The sequence below is a fragment of the Streptomyces pseudoechinosporeus genome (assembly GCF_054783935.1).
In genome coordinates this window covers 1-19,512 of the sequence record NZ_BAAGPS010000001.1, presented here as the reverse complement: position 1 = coordinate 19,512, position 19,512 = coordinate 1, and the positions used below count along the sequence as shown (strand labels likewise).

At 69.9% G+C, this 19,512-nt stretch carries 13 protein-coding genes; 5 read left to right on the top strand and 8 right to left on the bottom strand.

The genetic code is table 11. The features are described 5' to 3' along the window. Positions 1-5: 5 nt before the first annotated feature. Together ACYVO6_RS00065 and ACYVO6_RS00060 are read left to right on the top strand one after the other, a co-directional pair. Positions 6-3,632: a hydantoinase B/oxoprolinase family protein gene (locus ACYVO6_RS00065; protein ID WP_461056256.1), complete on the top strand. Its 3,627-nt coding sequence runs from the start codon at positions 6-8 to the stop codon at positions 3,630-3,632. After that, entirely contained in the window at positions 3,613-4,218 is a 606-nt protein-coding gene (locus tag ACYVO6_RS00060; RefSeq protein ID WP_461056254.1) for a GTP-binding protein, read from the top strand. Before ACYVO6_RS00065 ends, ACYVO6_RS00060 begins: the two co-directional genes overlap by 20 nt. A 151-nt stretch (positions 4,219-4,369) precedes the next feature. Here ACYVO6_RS00060 and glpK read toward each other — a convergent pair whose 3' ends face one another. The 5 genes from glpK to ACYVO6_RS00035 all read right to left on the bottom strand — a co-directional run bounded on the left by glpK (position 4,370) and on the right by ACYVO6_RS00035 (position 10,410). After that, on the bottom strand, positions 4,370-5,881 hold the full coding sequence (glpK, locus tag ACYVO6_RS00055) for a glycerol kinase GlpK (RefSeq protein ID WP_461056252.1): 1,512 nt from the start codon (positions 5,879-5,881) through the stop codon (positions 4,370-4,372). Positions 5,882-5,903: 22 nt separating this feature from the next. Continuing rightward, the gene (locus ACYVO6_RS00050) at positions 5,904-6,629 is read right to left on the bottom strand and encodes an MIP/aquaporin family protein (protein WP_461056250.1); all 726 of its coding nucleotides are present in this window, start codon (positions 6,627-6,629) and stop codon (positions 5,904-5,906) included. Between the two features lie 388 nt (positions 6,630-7,017). Beyond that, the gene (locus tag ACYVO6_RS00045; RefSeq protein WP_461056248.1) at positions 7,018-8,670 is read right to left on the bottom strand and encodes an EAL domain-containing protein; all 1,653 of its coding nucleotides are present in this window, start codon (positions 8,668-8,670) and stop codon (positions 7,018-7,020) included. A gap of 127 nt (positions 8,671-8,797) precedes the next feature. Continuing rightward, entirely contained in the window at positions 8,798-9,988 is a 1,191-nt protein-coding gene (locus tag ACYVO6_RS00040; RefSeq protein WP_461056246.1) for a lipid-transfer protein, read from the bottom strand. Continuing rightward, positions 9,985-10,410, bottom strand: coding sequence for a Zn-ribbon domain-containing OB-fold protein (locus ACYVO6_RS00035; RefSeq protein ID WP_461056704.1), 426 nt, complete (start codon positions 10,408-10,410; stop codon positions 9,985-9,987). The genes ACYVO6_RS00040 and ACYVO6_RS00035 overlap by 4 nt, the downstream gene beginning before the upstream one ends. Before the next feature lie 254 nt (positions 10,411-10,664). Here ACYVO6_RS00035 and ACYVO6_RS00030 point away from each other — a divergent pair, with 254 nt between their 5' ends. Next, a complete protein-coding gene (locus ACYVO6_RS00030) occupies positions 10,665-11,201 on the top strand; it encodes an NUDIX domain-containing protein (RefSeq protein ID WP_461056244.1) in 537 nt (178 codons plus the stop codon). Between the two features lie 58 nt (positions 11,202-11,259). Here ACYVO6_RS00030 and ACYVO6_RS00025 read toward each other — a convergent pair whose 3' ends face one another. Next, on the bottom strand, positions 11,260-13,626 hold the full coding sequence (locus ACYVO6_RS00025) for a glycoside hydrolase family 31 protein (RefSeq protein ID WP_461056242.1): 2,367 nt from the start codon (positions 13,624-13,626) through the stop codon (positions 11,260-11,262). Positions 13,627-13,862: 236 nt separating this feature from the next. Here ACYVO6_RS00025 and ACYVO6_RS00020 point away from each other — a divergent pair, with 236 nt between their 5' ends. Both ACYVO6_RS00020 and ACYVO6_RS00015 read left to right on the top strand, forming a co-directional pair. Further along, positions 13,863-15,830, top strand: coding sequence for an acetoacetate--CoA ligase (locus ACYVO6_RS00020; RefSeq protein ID WP_461056240.1), 1,968 nt, complete (start codon positions 13,863-13,865; stop codon positions 15,828-15,830). Between the two features lie 122 nt (positions 15,831-15,952). Continuing rightward, positions 15,953-16,846 (top strand): hypothetical protein, encoded by an 894-nt coding sequence (locus ACYVO6_RS00015; RefSeq protein WP_461056238.1) that lies wholly within the window; start codon positions 15,953-15,955, stop codon positions 16,844-16,846. Positions 16,847-16,911: 65 nt separating this feature from the next. On the opposite strand, the gene ptsP is transcribed toward ACYVO6_RS00015, so the two are convergent. Continuing rightward, positions 16,912-18,582 carry a phosphoenolpyruvate--protein phosphotransferase gene (gene ptsP, locus ACYVO6_RS00010; protein ID WP_461056236.1) on the bottom strand — a complete coding sequence of 557 codons (1,671 nt, stop codon included), beginning with the start codon at positions 18,580-18,582 and terminating at the stop codon, positions 16,912-16,914. Between the two features lie 77 nt (positions 18,583-18,659). Further along, positions 18,660-19,109, bottom strand: coding sequence for a PTS sugar transporter subunit IIA (locus ACYVO6_RS00005; RefSeq protein ID WP_461056234.1), 450 nt, complete (start codon positions 19,107-19,109; stop codon positions 18,660-18,662). Positions 19,110-19,512 lie beyond the last annotated feature (403 nt).

The window sequence follows — 19,512 nt, the reverse complement described above, 5'->3', positions numbered from 1 at the left end:
CAGACGTGACAGGCTGGCAGTTCTGGGTCGACCGAGGCGGCACCTTCACCGACATCGTCGCGCGTCGCCCGGACGGCCGCCTGCTCACGCACAAGCTCCTCTCCGACAACCCGTCGCGGTACGCCGACGCCGCCGTCGCGGGCGTACGGAAACTCCTCCGCGACGACGGCCCCATCGACGCCGTCCGCATGGGCACCACCGTCGCCACGAACGCCCTCCTGGAGCGCAAGGGCGAGCGCACCCTCCTCGTCGTCACCCGTGGCTTCCGGGACGCGCTGCGCATCGCCTACCAGAACCGCCCGCGGATCTTCGCCCGCGCGATCGAACTGCCCGAGCTGCTCTACGAACGGGTCGTCGAGGCCGACGAGCGCATCGCCGCCGACGGAACCGTCCTGCGCGCCCCCGACCTGGACGCTCTCGCCGGGCCGCTGCAGAAGGCGTACGACGACGGAATCCGTGCCCTGGCCGTCGTCTGCATGCACAGCCACCTCCATCCCGTCCACGAGCAGGCCATCGGCGAGCTGGCCGCCCGTATCGGCTTCCCGCAGATCTCGCTGTCCAGTGAGGTCAGCCCTCTGATGAAGCTCGTCCCGCGCGGCGACACGGCCGTCGTCGACGCCTACCTCTCGCCCGTGCTGCGCCGCTACGTCCAGCACGTCGCCGATGAACTGCGGGGCGTTCGGCTGATGTTCATGCAGTCCAACGGAGGGCTCGCCGAGGCCGGACAGTTCCGCGGCAAGGACGCCATCCTGTCCGGGCCCGCGGGCGGCATCGTCGGCATGGCGCGGATGTCGCAGCTCGCTGGCTTCGACCGGGTCATCGGCTTCGACATGGGCGGCACCTCCACGGACGTCTCGCACTTCGCGGGCGAGTACGAACGCGTCTTCACCACCCAGATCGCCGGTGTACGGCTGCGCGCTCCCATGCTCGACATCCACACCGTCGCGGCGGGCGGCGGCTCCGTGCTCCACTTCGACGGCTCCCGCTACCGCGTAGGGCCGGACTCGGCGGGCGCGGACCCGGGGCCCGCCTGCTACCGGAACGGCGGCCCGCTCACCGTCACGGACGCCAATGTGGCCCTGGGCCGCATCCAACCCGCCTACTTCCCAAGGGTCTTCGGCCCGGGCGGCGACCAGCCGCTCGACGACGCCCTGGTCCGCGACCGGTTCGCCGCCCTCGCACGCGAGATCCGGGAGAGGACCGGCGACGACCGCACCCCCGAGCAGGTCGCCGAGGGGTACCTGCAGATCGCGGTCGCCAATATCGCCAACGCCGTCAAGCGGATCTCGGTGCAGAAGGGCCACGACGTCACCCGGTACGCGCTCACCACCTTCGGCGGCGCGGGAGGGCAGCACGCCTGCATGGTCGCCGACTCGCTCGGCATTCGCACCGTCCTCGTGCCACCCATGGCCGGCGTGCTCTCCGCGCTCGGCATCGGGCTCGCCGACACGACGGCCATGCGCGAACAGTCCGTCGAGGCGCCCCTGGAGGCGTCCTCGATGCCCGCTGTCCTGAAGACCGCGGACGACCTGGAGGGTGCGGCCCGCGCCGAACTCCTCGCCGAGGACGTCCCCGAGGACCGCATCCAGGTCACCCGCCGGGCCCAGCTGCGCTATGACGGCACGGACACGGCACTCGTCGTCGAGCTGACCGAGCCCGACACTATGATCCGCACCTTCGAAGACCGCCATCGCGCCACCTACTCCTTCACCCTCGACCGTCCGGTCGTCGTCGAAGCCCTCTCCGTGGAAGCCACCGGTCTCACCGAGCCCCCCGATCTCTCCGCCCTCGCCACCCCCTACTCGCCCCCCGGCACCCCGGAGACCGTCAGCCTCCACACGGGCGGCGCCTGGCGCGACGTACCCCTGCACCGTCGCGAGGAACTGCCCCCCGGCGAAACCGTCACCGGCCCCGCGATCATCACCGAAGCCAGCGCGACGACCGTCGTCGACGACGGCTGGCAGGCGGCCATGACCGACGACGGGCATCTGATCATGGAACGCGTGGTGGTCACGGAGAGTTCCGATGTCGGTACGGAAGCCGACCCTGTTCTCCTCGAGGTCTTCAACAACCTCTTCATGTCGATCGCCGAGCAGATGGGCGCCCGCCTGGAGTCCACCGCCCAGTCGGTCAACATCAAGGAGCGCCTGGACTTCTCCTGCGCGCTGTTCGACCCCGAAGGCAACTTGGTCGCCAACGCCCCTCATATCCCTGTGCACTTGGGATCGATGGGCACCAGCGTCAAGGAGGTCATCCGCCGCCGCGGCTCAGGGATGCGCCCCGGGGACGCGTACGCCGTCAATGACCCGTACCACGGCGGCACGCACCTTCCTGACGTCACGGTGATCACTCCGGTCTTCGACACGGAGGGTGACCGGATTCTCTTCTACGTCGCCTCGCGCGGCCACCACGCCGAGATCGGCGGTATCGCGCCCGGCTCCATGCCCGCGAACAGCCGCGTCATCGAGGAGGAGGGCGTTCTCTTCGACAACTGGCTGCTCGTGGAAGGCGGCCGGCTCCGCGAGGCGGAGACACGACGGCTCCTCACCGAGGCGCCCTACCCCTCGCGCAACCCGAAGACCAACCTCGCCGACCTGCGTGCCCAGATCGCCGCCAACCAGAAAGGCGTCGACGAAGTCGCCCGCATGATCGAGAACTTCGGCCTCGACGTCGTACAGGCGTACATGAAGCACGTCCAGGACAACGCCGAGGAATCCGTACGCCGCGTCATCGACGCCCTTGAAGACGGCGAGTTCACCTACGAGACCGACTCCGGCGCCGTCATCCGGGTGCGCATCTCCGTAGACCGCGAAAAACGCTCCGCCACCGTCGACTTCACCGGTACGTCGCCGCAGCTCGGCACCAACTTCAACGCACCCTTCTCGGTGGTCAACGCCGCCGTCCTGTACGTCTTCCGCACCCTGGTCGCCGACGACATCCCGCTCAACGACGGCTGTCTGCGGCCCCTGGACATCATCGTGCCCCCCGGCTCGATGCTCGCTCCCGAACCCCCTGCCGCCGTGGTCGCCGGTAACGTCGAGACCTCGCAGGCCATCACGGGCGCCCTCTACGGAGCCCTCGGAGTGCAGGCGGAGGGCTCCGGCACCATGAACAACGTTACCTTCGGCAACGAACGCCACCAGTACTACGAGACCGTGGCCTCCGGATCCGGTGCGGGCGACGGCTTCCACGGCGCATCCGTCGTCCAGACCCATATGACCAACTCGCGGCTCACGGACCCCGAGGTCCTGGAGTGGCGACTGCCCGTCCAGCTCGACGAGTTCGCCGTACGACGCGGCAGTGGTGGAGCCGGACGGTGGCGCGGCGGGGACGGCGCCGTACGCCGCATCCGGTTCCACGAGCCCATGACCGTCTCCACGCTCTCCCAGCACCGCAGGGTCGCGCCCTACGGCATGGCGGGCGGCGAGCCCGGGGCCCTGGGCGCCAACCGCGTGGAACGCGCGGACGGTACGGTCACCGAATTGGGCGGAAGCGACGCGGCGGACGTCGGCCCCGGCGACGTACTGGTCATCGAAACCCCCGGAGGCGGCGGATACGGTGCACCCCCCGCCCCATCCCCGTACGACACCACTGAAGCAGGAGAAGAGATCGATGATCTTCGGGCGTTCTGAGCGCGGCAAGGCCCCCGTCGAGCCCGTCACGCTCAAGATCCTCGTGGCGGGCGGCTTCGGCGTGGGAAAGACGACGATGGTCGGCGCGGTCAGCGAGATCAAGCCGCTGCGGACCGAGGAGGTGCTCACCGAGGCCGGCCGCCCGGTCGACGACACCAGCGGTGTGGAGGGCAAGAACACCACCACGGTCGCCATGGACTTCGGCCGCATCACACTCCGCGAGGACCTGGTCCTGTACCTCTTCGGGACGCCCGGACAGGACCGCTTCTGGTTCCTGTGGGACGAGCTCTCCACCGGCGCCCTGGGGGCCGTGGTACTCGCCGACACCCGCCGCCTGGAGGACTGTTTCGCCGCGATCGACTACTTCGAGCGGCGCTCCATACCCTTCCTGGTGGGCGTCAACTGCTTCGAGGGCGCCACCCGTTACCCCACCGAAGACGTCCGCCAGGCCCTCGACCTCGATCCCGACGTGCCCGTCGTGCTGTGCGACGCGCGCGACCGGGAGTCGGTCAAGGAGGTCCTCATCGGCGTGGTCCAGCACGCGATGGCGTACGCGGCCGAGCGCCGCCAGACCGTCACCACCTGAATCGCTCGCTCCTCACCCGGCCCGCCACGCGTACGGCCCGTACCCCCGCCGACTGGGGTACGGGCCGTAGTCCTCGGGCACGACACGCGTGACGCACGCGCGCGTGCACCCCAAAAACGCTGCACGCGCGCGTGCACCGCGAAAACGAGCGCTAGCTGGGACGGTCCTCGTGCCAGCCGAAGCTCTTCTCCACCGCCTTTCGCCAGTTGTGGTACTCGCGGTCGCGCACCGAGTCCTCCATCGACGGCGTCCACTCGACGTCCTTCTGCCAGTGCGACTTCAGCGTGTCGAGGTCGTTCCACACACCGGTCGCGAGGCCCGCCGCGTAAGCGGCGCCCAGGCAGGTCGTCTCGGAGACCTTCGGACGGATCACCGGCACCCCGAGCACATCCGCCTGGTGCTGCATCAGGAGGTTGTTCTTGGTCATGCCGCCGTCCACCTTGAGGGTCGTGATGTGCACCCCGGAGTCCTGGTACATGGCGTCGACGACCTCCCGGGTCTGCCAGCTCGTCGCTTCGAGCACCGCGCGCGCGAGGTGCCCCTTTGTGACGTACCGCGTGAGACCGGTGACGACCCCGCGCGCGTCGGAGCGCCAGTAGGGCGCGAACAGGCCGGAGAACGCGGGCACGATGTACGCCCCGCCGTTGTCGTCGACGCTCGCCGCCAGCGTCTCGATCTCGTCCGCCGCACGGATGATGCCGAGCTGGTCGCGGAACCACTGCACCAGGGCACCAGTGATCGCGATCGACCCCTCCAGGCAGTACACGGGCGCCTCGGAGCCGATTTTGTAGCCCATGGTGGTGAGCAGCCCGCTCTTCGAAGGAACCGGCCGGTTCCCGGTGTTGAGCAGCAGGAAGCTGCCCGTCCCGTAGGTGTTCTTGGCCGTGCCCACGTCGTAGCAGGCCTGCCCGAAGACCGCCGCCTGCTGGTCGCCGAGCGCCGAGGCGACCGGCACCCCGCCGAGTTGGCCCACAGCGGTCCCGTACACCTCGGAGGAGGACTTGATCTCCGGGAGCATCGCTTCGGGGACGTTCATCGCGGAGAGGATCGAGGCGTCCCACTGGAGGGTCGCGAGGTTCATCAGCATGGTGCGCCCGGCGTTGGTCACGTCGGTGACGTGACGGCCGCCGTCCGTGCCGCCGGTGAGGTTCCAGATCAGCCAGGAGTCGATCGTGCCGAAGGCGATCTCGCCCCGCTCGGCGCGAGCCCGCAGCCCCGGCACGTTGTCAAGCAGCCAGGCCGCCTTCGGCCCTGAGAAGTAGCTGGCCAGCGGCAGACCCGTCTGCTCGCGGAAACGGTCCTGCCCGTCCGAGCCGCCCAGCTCGTTGCAGAGCGCGGAGGTACGGGTGTCCTGCCAGACGATCGCGTTGTGCACGGGCTTGCCCGTGGCGCGGTCCCAAAGGACTGTCGTCTCCCGTTGGTTGGTGATCCCCAGGGCGCTGAGCTGGTCGGCGCGGAGTCCGGCCTTCGCGATCGCCCCCGCCACCACGGCCTGCACCTTCGACCAGATCTCGGTGGCGTCGTGCTCCACCCAGCCCGGCTTCGGGAAGATCTGACGGTGCTCGCGCTGGTCGACGGCGACGATCGCGCCGTCCTGGTTGAAGATGATGCAGCGGCTCGAAGTGGTGCCCTGGTCGATTGCGGCGACGAACTTGTCTGTCATGACGTCCCCTTCGTCGGATTCTTCAGAAGGCTGCGTTGAAGATGAGCCCCGAGAGCGCCCCGCCGATCAGCGGCCCCACCACCGGGATCCACGCGTAACTCCAGTCCGAGGTGCCCTTGTTGGGTATCGGGAGCAGGGCGTGGGTGATGCGCGGGCCGAGGTCACGGGCCGGATTGATGGCGTATCCGGTGGGACCGCCGAGCGACAGGCCGATGCCGACCACCAGGAAGGAGACGATCAGAATCGCGGTGCCGGACTCGCCGAGACCCTCGGTCAGGCCGAAGGCCAGGATCGGCAGAACCAGAGCGATGGTGGCGATGATCTCGGTGATGAGGTTCGCCACGGGATTGCGGATCGCGGGTGCCGTGGAAAAGATCCCGAGCGTCGGCTGCGCCTTCTTCTCCTCGGCGTTGGCCTGGAACTGGGCGAGGTAGACCAGCCAGCACAGGATCGCGCCGAGGATCGCGCCGATCATCTGTCCGGCGACGTAGAGATGGACCTTGTCCCAGTTCCCGGTGTCGATGGCGATGCCGAGTGTCACCGCCGGGTTGAGATGCCCGCCGGACAGCGGTGCCGCGGTGTACGCCCCGGCCATCACCCCGAAGCCCCAGCCGAACGCGATGACGACCCAGCCCGCGTCCTTCGCTTTGGAGTCGTTCAGTACCACGGCGGCGACGACTCCGGCGCCGAAGAGAATCAGGATGGCTGTGCCGATGACCTCACCGACGAAGATGTCTCCATTGCTCATGGCGGCTCCTAGGCCTCGCCCGGGGCGATCGGCCCCGGTCCACCGTGCAGGGTGCGTTTCCCATGGCTACTTCTGCCGAAGGCAGGGAGAGTCCCGCTCCCCGCCCGGCGTCCGTGATGAGCGTGCCGTGGCAGCCGAATCGCCCGTGGGGGATGACCCGTTGGCGCAGGCGAGGGCCCGCGCGGCGCAGTGCGTGAATACGCCGGAATGCGGCGACGCCGACTGACATCCGGAAGTGTTCACCGGAGGTCAAGGACCGTCAAGGTCGCGGACGGCAGTGGTTCTGGCCCGCGAAATTGCCTGAAGCGGGACGGTCGGGTTCCGCGCTGTACGGCAGTGACGCACGCGTCAGCTGCCGGACCCCGGGGACACGGTGCCGAGAGGCCGCTCAGCCCAGGCCCGGCCCGCCCGCCCCGCATCCCGCCTGCGCGGGCGCCGCCCCCGAGCCACGGCGGATCTCGTGGCCGGGCAGGCCCGCGTGGCCCAGCACCCAGCTTGCGCCCCGCAGCGACTTCGCGGCCTGCTTGAGCGGCGCCAGACACGCGGCGGCCTGCCGGTGGTCGGTCACGGTTCCCGGGGCGCACAGCACCGTGGCCAGGGACAGCGTGACGGCGAGGCCGCCGGCCGACCACGGCGTGTCGAGCACCGACGTGGCCAGCGGATCGAGTCCCTCCGGATCCGTCAGTACGAGAAAGTCGTCACCGCCGATGTGCCCCACGTGCGTGGCCCCGGACGCCGCCGCCTGCAGCGCCCGCCCCACCCCGCGGATCAGTTCGTCGCCCGCCGCGAACCCCGCACCGTCGTTGACCTGCTTGAAGCCGTCGACATCCAGCCAGCTCAGCGTGAAGATCCGCCCGCCCGCGATCCGCCGGTCCACCTCTGCGGTGATCGCGTCCGAACCCGGCAGCCGCGTCAGTGGGTTCAGCCCGGCCGCCTCCTCGACACGGCTCTCGGCCAGCGCCCGTACCAGATCGGCCAGTCGTACGACTCCTACGCACCGCCCGAGCCGGTCGACGACCGCGACATCGTCGGACGTACGGTCGCGGTCCCCGTCCGCCACCACGTCGAGGACTTCCCACGCGGTGGCGTCGACGCCGACCGTACGCGGCGCATCGCCGAGCTTGGCGGCCGGCCGGTCGGCGTACAGCGCGTGCCCGTAGCGGGCCGACAGCGACAGCAGGAACCGGGAACGGTGCACTGACCGCACCGGAACCCCGGCCGCGTCCACGAGCAACACCCCGGACACCTCCGGCGACCCGGTCAGCAGCGCCCGCACCTGCCCCGCCGACGCGCCTGCGGGCAACAGCGCCGCAGGGCGTACGAACTGCCGCACCGAGGGCCCGTACGGAGGCGTCGTCGCGGTGGCGTGGGAGAGCGCCGGAACGTATACGTCCGCTGCCGGACGGCGTGCCGGGGGACCGAACAGCTCGCCCTGCGCCAGTTGCGCGCCTGCCGACAGCGCCGTCGCACACTGCAGTTCGGTCTCGACGCCCTCGACGGACAGCAGCGCGCCGAGCTGCTCGCACAGCGTCCGCATCGCCCGCACGACTGCAGGCCGCGTCAGCAGGGAAGCATCGAGCTTGACCAAGTCGGGCGCGAGATCCGCGAGCACCCGAAGGGGCACGTCGCCGTCGCCGATGCCATCCGCGCAGATCCGGAAGCCCTCGCCGCGCAGCGCCGTGACCGCCTCGATGAGTGCCCGGTGCGGCACGTGCGTGAAGGGCGGTCCGACGTCGACCGTCACCTCCCACGGCATGCGCCCCGCCTCGCGTACGGCCTCACGCAGCGCGGCGAGCCCTCCGAGGTCGGCGAGGGTGCCCGCGAACACGTTGACGTGGAGCGGGAGCAGCGTCTCCTGACGGGCCGCCGCCCGGATCGCCAACGCGGCCAGCCGGCCGTCGAGTTCGGGGTCGCGGCGGGCCTGTGCGAGGACGTCACCGGCCTCCGGCCGGGCGAGTATCTCCAGCGCCGCGACCCCTCCGGTCGTCAGGTTGACGATCGGCTGGAAGGCGAAGCGGAGAGTATCCGTCCAGGAGCGCACGGAAGCATAATGACGCTTCCGGTGTGAGCCCAAGCCCAGTTCACGAGCTGTTCACGCAGGATTCCGGGCTGATCACTCAGTGTACGGAAGGCCATTTCAGCTCCCACGTCATACGGGCGCCCTGCCCTCACCGGACGGCTATCACGGACGATCCGTGCCCGAACAGCCCCTGGTTCGCCGTGATCCCCACCCGTGCGCCGGTGACCTGCCGTTCGCCCGCCGTACCGCGCAACTGCCAGGTGAGCTCGCAGACTTGGGCGATGGCCTGGGCCGGAACGGCCTCTCCGAAAGAGGCGAGTCCGCCGCTGACGTTCACGGGTATTCGCCCGCCCGGGGCCGTCGCACCCTCTCTCAGCAGCTTGGCGGCCTCGCCCTCGCCGCACAGCCCCAGGTCCTCGTACCACTGCAACTCCAGGGCCGTGGACAGGTCGTAGACCTCGGCGAGCGAGAGGTCCTCCGGGCCGATGCCCGCCTCCTCGTACGCCGCCCGCGCGATCGACGCGCGGAACGTCTCGGCCGCCGGCTCCACCGCGACCGCTGAGTCCGTCGCGATGTCCGGCAGATCGAGGACCGTGGTGGGGAAGCGCGGTGTCACCGTGGACACCGCGCGGATCCGTACCGGATCCGCGACTCCATGGCGCCGCGCGAACTCCATGCTGGACAGCACGAGCGCCGCGGCCCCGTCCGAGGTCGCGCAGATGTCGAGCAGCCGCAGTGGATCGGCGACGACGGCAGAGGCGGCAACTTCCTCGGCGGTGACCCGCTTGCGGTACCGCGCGTTCGGATTCAGCGCCCCCAGGGCGGCGTTCTTCACCTTGACCTGTGCGAAGTCCTCTAATGTGTCCCCGTGCACGGCCATCCGCCGCCGCGCGTACAGGCCGAAGTACGTCGGATTCGTCGCCCCCAGGACACGGAACCGCAGCCAGTCCGGATCGTCGGGCCGGTCTCCGCCCGCGGGCCGGAAGAACCCCTTCGGAGCCGCGTCCGCACCCACCACCAGGACCACGTCCGCAAGGCCCGAAAGGATCTGAGCCCGCGCCGTGTTGACGGCCTGCGCACCTGACGCGCACGCCGCGTACACACTCGCCACCCGGGCGCCCTGCCAGCCCAGCGCCTTCGCGAACGTCGCCCCCGCCACGTACCCCGGATAGCCGCCACGGACCGTGTCCGCCCCCACGATCGAGCCGACGTCCCGCCAGTCGACCCCCGCGTCGGCCAGTGCCGCGCGCGCCGCCACCGTCCCGTACTCGACGAAACCGCGTCCCCATTTGCCCCAGGGATGCATGCCCGCGCCGAGCACCGCCACCTCACCCGTCATGCCCCCACCCCCGTCGGCCGCCAGTGCCACGTCGTCCAGGTCGTCTCCGCATCCGCGTTCAGCACGCCCGGGACGACCTCCACCTCCATGCCCACCGTCAGATCGGCGACGGTGACTCCGGGAACCGCCTGTCCGAGCACCACGATCCGCTCGAATTCCAGCTCCACAGCGATCAACGCGTATGGCTGCCATTCGAGTTCCGGGTCGGACACATACGGTGACGGTGGCCGGTACCGGCTGTCGGTGTATGACCAGACGCGGCCCCTCCGGGACAGCGGGACCTCGGCCAGCTCGCCGCCCGGGCAACCCGGGTTGCGGCAGAAGGCGTCCTCACGGGGGAAGAACACCGATGTACAGGCCGAGCAGCGCGTGCCCAGAAGCCGGAAGTCGTCCCCCTCGCCGGCGAACCAGCCGGGGACCACGGGTGTGCGGGTGCGGGACAAGATCCCTCCAGGCGTCTATATCTGACGGATCGTCAGAAGTGTGCCATGGGACGCGTTGATTGGGCAGGGCGTCAGCGGACAGGTCCCTCGTCAGGAGAACCGCTCAGGCGCTTCCAGGCGTCGGTGTATCGGTAGGGGCGGCCGGAGCCTACGGGGGTGGTTCCGGCCGTCTCTCGCCTCATGGAGACGGCCCTCCGGAGGCGCCCATGTGATGACCGGATACAGTCCGCGGCGTGTCCCCGTCCCAGAACCCGCCCGCTAACTCCGCCCCGGACTCCCACTGTTCGAGCTGCGGAGCACCCTACGGAGAGGGCGTCTCCGGTTGGCCCCGCACCTGCGCCTCCTGTGGCGCCGTGGCCTACCGTAATCCGCTGCCCGTCGCGGTCGCCCTTCAGCCCGTGTACGACATCAAGGGCACCGCCCTGGTCGTCATCACCCGAGCCATCGCTCCCGCGCGCGGGGGCATCGCTCTGCCCGGAGGGTTCATCGACCACCGGGAGGACTGGCGGCACGCCGTCGTCCGCGAGCTCAAGGAGGAGACGGGCATCGACGCGGCGGCCCGCGACGTACGGCTCACCGACGCGATGAGCTCTCCCGACGGCCACCTCCTGCTCTTCGGGCTGCTTCCGGAGCGCCCGGCCGCCGCACTGCCGCCGCCTTCCGCGACGGACGAGACCGAAGGCTGGCACCTGCTCCGCACGGCGACCGAACTCGCCTTCCCGCTGCACACCGTGGCGGCGCGGGCGTTCTTCGAGGGCCGGTACGTCTGACGCGTCGTCCAGGGCGGACGCGCCGTCCAGTGCGCCCGAAGGGCCGCTCAGGAGCGCGTCACAGGCCTCCCAGCCCGCGGACCCGTACGGGGCGGGACGGCTCGCTCGGTCCGTCCTCCCCGTCCTGCTCGACGACCACCCGCTGTCCTTCCCAGCGCGTCACATACCGCTCGATCTCCGGCTCGTCCCATCCATCGCCCGTGTCCGGCACCACGAGCCCGCCTCCGGTACGTCCAGGGGCGGGCGCCCACACCTCCAGCTCCAGGCCGCCGTCGGTGCCGCGTACGGGCACGACGGCACCCGCGCGCGCGAGCACCGGAATCCGCGACAAGGGGGCATCGACCAGCACCTGAGCGGGCCCTTCGTAGCACTCCTCGGTCACCGTGTCGTACCAGCACCCTCGCGGCAACTGCACCGCACGCCGGTCCGTACCCGGGTCCAGCACCGGCGCCACCAGGAGGCAGTCGCCGAGCAGGAAGGTGTCGTCGCAGTCGCGCAGCGCCCTGTCCTCGGGCGCGCCCCACCACACCGGCCGCACATACGGCGCCCCCGTACGGTGCGCCAGATGCGCCAGCGTCACGAAGTACGGCAGCAGCCGCCGCCGCTCGACGAGCGCCACGCGCGCGTGCTTCAGGATCTCGTCGCCGAACTCCCAGGGCTCCCTGCGCCCGGCGCGCAGACTCGCGTGGGTACGGAACAGCGGCAGATACGCGCCCAGTTGGAACCAGCGCAGATACAGCTCGGACGACGGACTGCCGTCGAACCCGCCCACATCGGGGCCCGAATAAGGCACCCCGCACAGCCCGAGTCCCACCACCAGCGACAACGACGCCCGCAGCCCCGGCCAGCCGGTGGCCACGTCCCCGGACCAGGTCCCTCCGTAGCGCTGCATTCCGGCCCACCCGGAGCGCGAGAACATGAACGGCCGCTCCCTCGGCATCAGTTCACGCAACCCTTCGTAGCCGGCCCGCGCCATGCAGAGCGCGTACACGTTGTGCGCCTCACGATGGTCACCGCCGCGTCCCTCCAGGTCGTGCCGTGCCGAACGGGGCAGTGTGTTCTCCCCGAAGGCGGTGAACGACACCGGCTCGTTCATGTCGTGCCAGAAGCCCGCGAAACCCTGTGCCAGCCGCTCCTTGTAGAGCCCGCCCCACCACTGGCGCACCCGCGCGCGCGTGAAGTCCGGATACACCGACTCGCCCGGCCAGACGACACCGCGCACCAGCCTGTTCGCGGAGTCCCGCACGAAGGCCTCCACCGCGGACCCGCTGTCGTACACCGCGTTGACCCGTTCGGCCTTGACCGCCGGATCCACGATCGACACCAGCCGGATCCCGTTCCGGCGCAGCTCCTCGGCGAGCACCGGCAGCTTCGGGAAGTGCTCCCGGTCGACCGTGAACACCTGGTGCGCGTCGAAGTGGTCGATGTCGAGGTGGACCGCGTCCAATGGCAGCCCACGCTCCTGATAGCCGGCGACGATCCGCCGCACCTCCTGCTCGCTGCCGAAGCCCCACCGCGCGTGATGGTGCCCCAGCGCCCACGCAGGCGGCAGCGCGGCGGCCCCCGTGAGCGAGGCCCAGGTGCGCAGCACGCGCGCGGGGGTGCCCACCATCATCCAGCAGCGCAGCGGCCCGCCGTCCATCCGCAGTTCGCTCGTCCCGGCCCGGTCGTGCCCGGACCCCGCGCCCTCCTCGCCCTCGCGCAAGGTCACGGTGCCGTCCCATGTGCTGTCGTGGAACACGAGATGCGTGGCGGCGTCGGCCACCACCATCTGCACCGGCATGGTGATGTACAGCGGATCGTCGCCCGGACCGAAGGAAAGGCCGGGATCGGTGTTCCACAGCCGGTACGTGCCGTCGCGCAGCCGTGGCCCCGACGCGCGCCCGCCCAGGCCGAAGAACCGTGCGTCCGCGGCCACTTCGGACCGTTGCATCCACCGCGCCCGGCCCCCGCCGACCGGCTCCCACCACCGGGGCGGCAGATCGCGGCGCAGGGTCACACCGCCCGGCGTACGCACCTCCACGGCGCCGTTCCGCGAGATGACGACCGTCACGCGCTCGGCCACCACCCGCCAGGCGCCGTCCTTGTCCGGCTCCAGAACGGCCCGCGGGTCCGGCTTGGGGGAGCGGCCGGCGAGCGCGTACGACGGCTCGGGTCCGGCCCCGTCCCAGCCCCAGAAGACGGCTCCGTTCACGGCGACGGTGATGCGCAGCTCCGACCGGGTGAACCGGACCAGTCCGCCGCCGGGCCCCGGCTCCACGCCCAGCACCGGCCCGGGCACCCGCGCGCGCTCGGCACCACGGGGTGCAAGCCCGGAGGCGTCGGCACGCCTCCTGCGCCACGCGGCCCGCACGGTACGCCACCCCTGGGCCGCCCCCGTCGAACCGACCGCCTTCACCGAGCGCACCAGGTCACGACCGTCCATGCTGCTCAGCCTGCCATTGCCCTGCCCACATGTGTGAGTCGTTCAACTGCCGTTCACCCGCGACGGGACCACATCTTCACGACCCGGACCATGTGGGGCGCACGACACGGACCATCCTTGGCGCGCCCTGGTGCGGAAGTCGATCACGTGGCATCGTCCGTGTCAGCCGCGTGACGCGCACAACCCAGCCCGTGCGTGATACACGCACACGACGCGCACAGTCCGGGAGCCGCCCCATGACCTCAGCGAACCCCTCACCGCTCTGGCAACCCGACCAGGAACGCATCGCCCGGGCACAGATCACCAAATTCCAGGCCTGGGCGGCCGAACACCACGGAGCCCCGGCCGAAGGCGGCTACGCGGCCCTCCACCGCTGGTCCGTGGACGAGCTGGACACATTCTGGAAGGCCGTCACCGACTGGTTCGACGTACGGTTTTCGACCCCCTACGCGCGCGTGCTCGGCGACCGCTCAATGCCGGGTGCCCAGTGGTTCCCCGGAGCCACACTCAACTACGCCGAGCACGCCCTGCGCGCGGCTGAGACCCGCCCCGACGTCCCGGCCCTCCTCTACGTCGACGAAACCCACGAGCCGCGCCCGGTCAACTGGTCCGAACTGCGCCGTCAGGTCGGCTCCCTGGCCGCCGAGCTGCGCACCCTCGGCGTACGCCCCGGAGACCGCGTCAGCGGCTACCTCCCGAACATTCCGCAGGCCGTCGTCGCCCTCCTTGCCACGGCCGCTGTGGGTGGCGTCTGGACATCCTGTGCGCCCGACTTCGGCGCCCGCAGCGTCCTCGACCGCTTCCAGCAGGTCGAACCGGTCGTCCTGTTCACCGTCGACGGCTACCGCTACGGCGGCAAGGAGCACGACCGCCGCGACACCGTTGCCGAACTGCGCCGCGAACTGCCCACGTTGCGCGCCGTGGTCCATGTCCCGCTGCTCGGCACCGAGGCTCCCGAAGGCGCCCTGGAGTGGTCGGCGCTCACCTCCGCGGACGTGGAGCCCGTCTTCGAAGCAGTCCCCTTCGACCATCCCCTGTGGGTGCTCTACTCCTCCGGCACGACCGGCCTCCCGAAGGCCATCGTCCAGTCCCAGGGCGGCATCCTCGTCGAGCACCTCAAACAGCTCGGTCTGCACTGCGACTTGGGCCCCGAGGACCGCTTCTTCTGGTACACCTCCACCGGCTGGATGATGTGGAACTTCCTCGTCTCCGGCCTCCTGACGGGCACCACGATCGTTCTGTACGACGGCAGCCCCGGCTACCCGGGCACGGCCGCCCAATGGCGCATCGCCGAACGCACGGGAGCCACCCTCTTCGGCACCTCGGCCGCGTACGTCATGGCGTGCCGCAAGGCGGACGTGCACCCCTCCCGCGACTTCGACCTCTCCCGTGTGCAGTGCGTCGCCACCACCGGCTCGCCCCTGCCGCCCGACGGGTTCCGCTGGCTGCACGACGAGGTCCGCGATGACCTGTGGATCGCCTCCGTCAGCGGAGGCACCGACGTCTGCTCCTGCTTCGCAGGCTGCGTACCCACGCTTCCCGTGTACATCGGCGAACTCCAGGCACCGTGCCTCGGCACCGACCTCCAGTCCTGGGACCCCAGCGGCAAACCCCTGACCGACGAAGTCGGCGAGCTGGTCGTCACCAATCCGATGCCGTCCATGCCCATCCGCTTCTGGAACGACCCCGATGGCAGCCGCTACCACGACAGTTACTTCGACATGTACCCCGGAGCCTGGCGCCACGGAGACTGGATCACTGTCACCTCACGCGGCTCGGTGATCATCCACGGCCGCTCCGACTCCACGCTCAACCGCCAAGGCGTGCGCATGGGTTCGGCCGACATCTACGAAGCCGTTGAACGCCTCCCCGAGATCCGCGAGTCCCTCGTCATCGGCATCGAACAGCCCGACGGCGGTTACTGGATGCCCCTGTTCGTGCACCTCGCGCCGGGCGCCGTACTCGACGAAGCCCTCCTCGGACGTATCAAGCAGACCATCCGCGAACAGCTCTCGCCCCGCCACGTCCCCGACGAGGTCATCGAGGTGCCCGGCATTCCGCACACCCTCACCGGCAAGCGCATCGAGGTACCGGTCAAGCGCCTGCTCCAAGGCGCTCCCCTCGAAAAGGCCGTCAACGTCGGCTCGGTGGACAGCGTCGAGCTGCTGCACTTCTACGCGGACCTGGCCCGCAAGCGCCCCTGATCAGGGTGCTGACCTGCGTCTTTAGCGCACGACCGCGTGCGTGAACCCCTCGCCCGACGGCCATTGTCAGTGCCGCCGGTTACGGTGAGTGAGCATTGATCGACTGCACTCAGGGGGAAAAAATGGCGCACATCCAGCACCAAAGCATGCGACGCGTCCTGCGCCGCGAAATCGCCGGCACCATTGGCGTGCTGACCGACGAGCAGGACTTCATGGCGATGCGGCGCTACCGCACCTTCGCCTTCGCCGACCACGCGAGCTACCTCCAGCAGGTGGAAGGCCTGCTCAGGACACTCGCCTCCCAGGGCGGCCACACCACAGTGGCACTCTTCGACCCGGAGGAATACGCAGAGTTCTGCGCCGAGCACGGCCTGGAACCCGACGCCCCGACCAGCCGCACCCGCTTCACAGCGGAGCTCGCCTCAACCGGCCCCACCCTCCCGTACGAGGGACAGCCCCTCGCCGACCTCGTCCCGGCCCTCGTCGACGAGGCCGTCCGACAAGCCACTTGGGAGTACGCGACGACGCTCCTGTCCCGCATCGGCAACTGCGCGTCCTGCGGCGAGGACATCGGCCGTGCGGCCTTCATCCGAGCATCTGACCTGCTCGTCCGCATCCTCGAAAGCACAGGCCCCGGCGAGCGCCACCTCGTGTGCAGCGTCTCGACCGCGCCGGAAACGCTCATCGCGGTCCTCCATGCCGACGACGACCCCGAGGGCACACCCCAGCTCGACGAGGCCGACGCCCTCGAATTCACCACCGTCCTGGCCGTCGGCATCGCCACCCAGAGTGCTGGAGGCCTCGTCATGCGCACCAGCGCCCCCGACACGACGGACCGCGTCTTCGGCTGGCGCCTGCGCGGCGAGGGCCTGGAACCGCTGACCGCCGGAGAGGTCTTCGACGCCTACTGCAACGACATCGAATCCGGCGACCTCGTCTCCCCGGAGTCGGGCGTCGACTACTGCGCGCCGCCGGACCTGAGGGACGACGGCCCTCCGACGGCGCATACGCACTGAACACGCGAGGGGCGCCCCGCCTGCGGGGCGCCCCCGGTCACCGCTGGTCAACGGTGCGGGCCGACTTACTCGCCGGACAGCACCGCCTGAGCCGCCGTGCGCGCCTCTTCGGCGCTGTCCGAGGCGCGCGCCGCCGCCGCGGCACGCTCGCACTGCGCCAGCGCGTACTTGGCCAGCGTCGCCCGGACGTACGGAATCGACGCCGCACCCATAGAAAGGGAGGTGACTCCCAGACCGGTCAGCACACACGCGAGCAGCGGGTCTGACGCGGCCTCGCCGCAGACACCACAGCTCTTGCCCTCGGCCTTCGCCGCCTCGGCGGACAGCGCGACCAGGTCGAGCAGCGCGGGCTGCCACGGATCCTGGAGACGGGACACCGCGCCCACCTGACGGTCGGCGGCGAAGGTGTACTGCGCGAGATCGTTGGTTCCCAGCGACAGGAACTCGACCTCTTGCAGGATCGACCGCGCCCGCAGAGCGGCCGACGGAATCTCGACCATGGCACCGAACTTCGCTTGCAGCCCAGCCTCACGGCACGCATCCGCGAACGCCTTGGCATCGATACGGTCCGCGACCATCGGCGCCATCACCTCGAGGTAGACCGGCAGCCCCTCGGAAGCCTTCGCGAGCGCCGTCAGCTGCGTACGCAGCACCTCCGGATGATCGAGCAGCGTCCGCAGACCACGCACGCCCAGTGCCGGGTTCGGCTCGTCGGCCGGCGTCAGGAAGTCGAGCGGCTTATCGGCACCCGCATCCAGCACACGCACCACGACACGACCCTCAGGAAAGGCCTCAAGGACCTTGCGATACGCCTCTACTTGCTTGCTCTCCGACGGCGCATTCTTGCTGTCGTCAAGGAAGAGGAACTCGGTACGGAACAGACCGACACCCTCTGCACCGGCCGCCACCGCCGCCGGCACATCCGCGGGACCACCGACATTGGCCAGCAGCGGCACCTTGTGCCCGTCCGAGGTGGCTCCGGGCCCGCTCGACGCGGCAAGCGCCGCCTTGCGCTCGGCGGCCGCGGCCCCCATGGCGGCCTTCTTCTCGGCACTCGGGTTCACGAAGATCTCACCGGTGCTGCCGTCCACCGCGATCATCGTTCCCTCGGCGAGCTCACCCGCTCCTGGCAAGGCGACCACGGCGGGCACGCCGAGCGCCCGCGCCAGAATCGCGCTGTGGCTGGTAGGCCCGCCCTCCTCAGTGACGAAACCGAGGACCAGAGCCGGATCCAGCAGGGCAGTGTCGGCAGGCGCAAGGTCACGAGCAATAAGGACGTACGGCTCGTCACTGTCCGGGACGCCCGGCATCGGAACACCGAGCAGACGGGCGACGATACGGTTCCGCACGTCGTCAAGGTCCGCCACACGACCGGCGAGGTACTCACCAGCACCCGCAAGCAGAGCGCGATACGCGGCGAACGCGTCGTACACCGCGCGCTCCGCCGTGCTTCCGACAGTGATACGCCGCTCGACATCGGCCATCAGCTCCGGGTCCTGAGCCATCATGGCCTGGGCCTCGAGCACCGCCTGGGCTTCGCCGCCCGCCAGATTTCCGCGCGCTATCAGGTCGGCCGCCACGGCTTCCACGGCCTTACGGGCGCGCCCCTGTTCGCGCTCCGCATCCTCTGCCGGGATCTGCTTGGCAGGCGGCTCGAGAACCGCCGTTCCCATGTGCCGAACCTCGCCGATCGCCACACCGTGGCTCACGCCGACGCCTCGCAGCGTTGTCTCCATGTCACCTGTCTCCGATAGAGCGGCGGGTCCCGCCACCGCGGTGGTTGTCCTGCCTGTCGTTCATGACGGCACTGAAGTCAGTGCCAGCTGAAGAGAGCGTCGCCAGCCTTCACGTCGCCGTCAACGTTGAGGTCGAAAAGCGACTCGGCCGCAGCTTCGAGCGCCACGATGGGACACACCGGGGACTTGCCTGCCGCTTCGACGGCAACCGGGTTCCAGCGGACCATGACCTGACCGCGCTGTACGGTGTCCCCCTTGTTGATCAGTAGCTCGAACCCCTCGCCATTCAGCTGGACAGTGTCGATACCGAGGTGCGTGAGCACGCCGTGGCCCTGCTCGTCGACCACGACGAAGGCGTGCGGATGAAGCGAGACAACAACGCCGTCGATGGGGGCGACGGCCTCGGAGGGCTCACGCACGGGGTCGATTGCAGTGCCGGGCCCAACCATCGCTCCGGAGAAGACGGGATCGGGTACGGCTGCGAGCCCGATGGCACGCCCTGCAAGCGGGGACGTCACGGTGGTCATGGGGAGGCCTCCCAGGGGTGGAGATTCATATGGACCGTCACTGCCTGTATCGGACGGCGCACTGTTCAGCAGCGTAAGTCATGAGAAGTCCCGGTCCGCCGGAGAGGTCCCGGTTGGCGGGCCCTAGGGCACCGCACAAACGATTTGCGCCCGCTCCTGAGCCCGCTGTAGAGTCGTACACCTGCTTGAGGCGGGCGACGCGACCAAGCGTCGTTGCCTGGCAGCATCCAAACTTGTCAGATCCTATCTCGGGGCCTGGTTCTGCATGTCCGCAGTACCATGGTCAGTGAGACGGTAGAACCCTGATAGAGTTTGGAAACACCGAAGGGAAGCCCGGAGGAAAGCCCGTGAGGGTGAGTACGAAGGAAGCGTCCGTTCCTTGAGAACTCAACAGCGTGCCAAA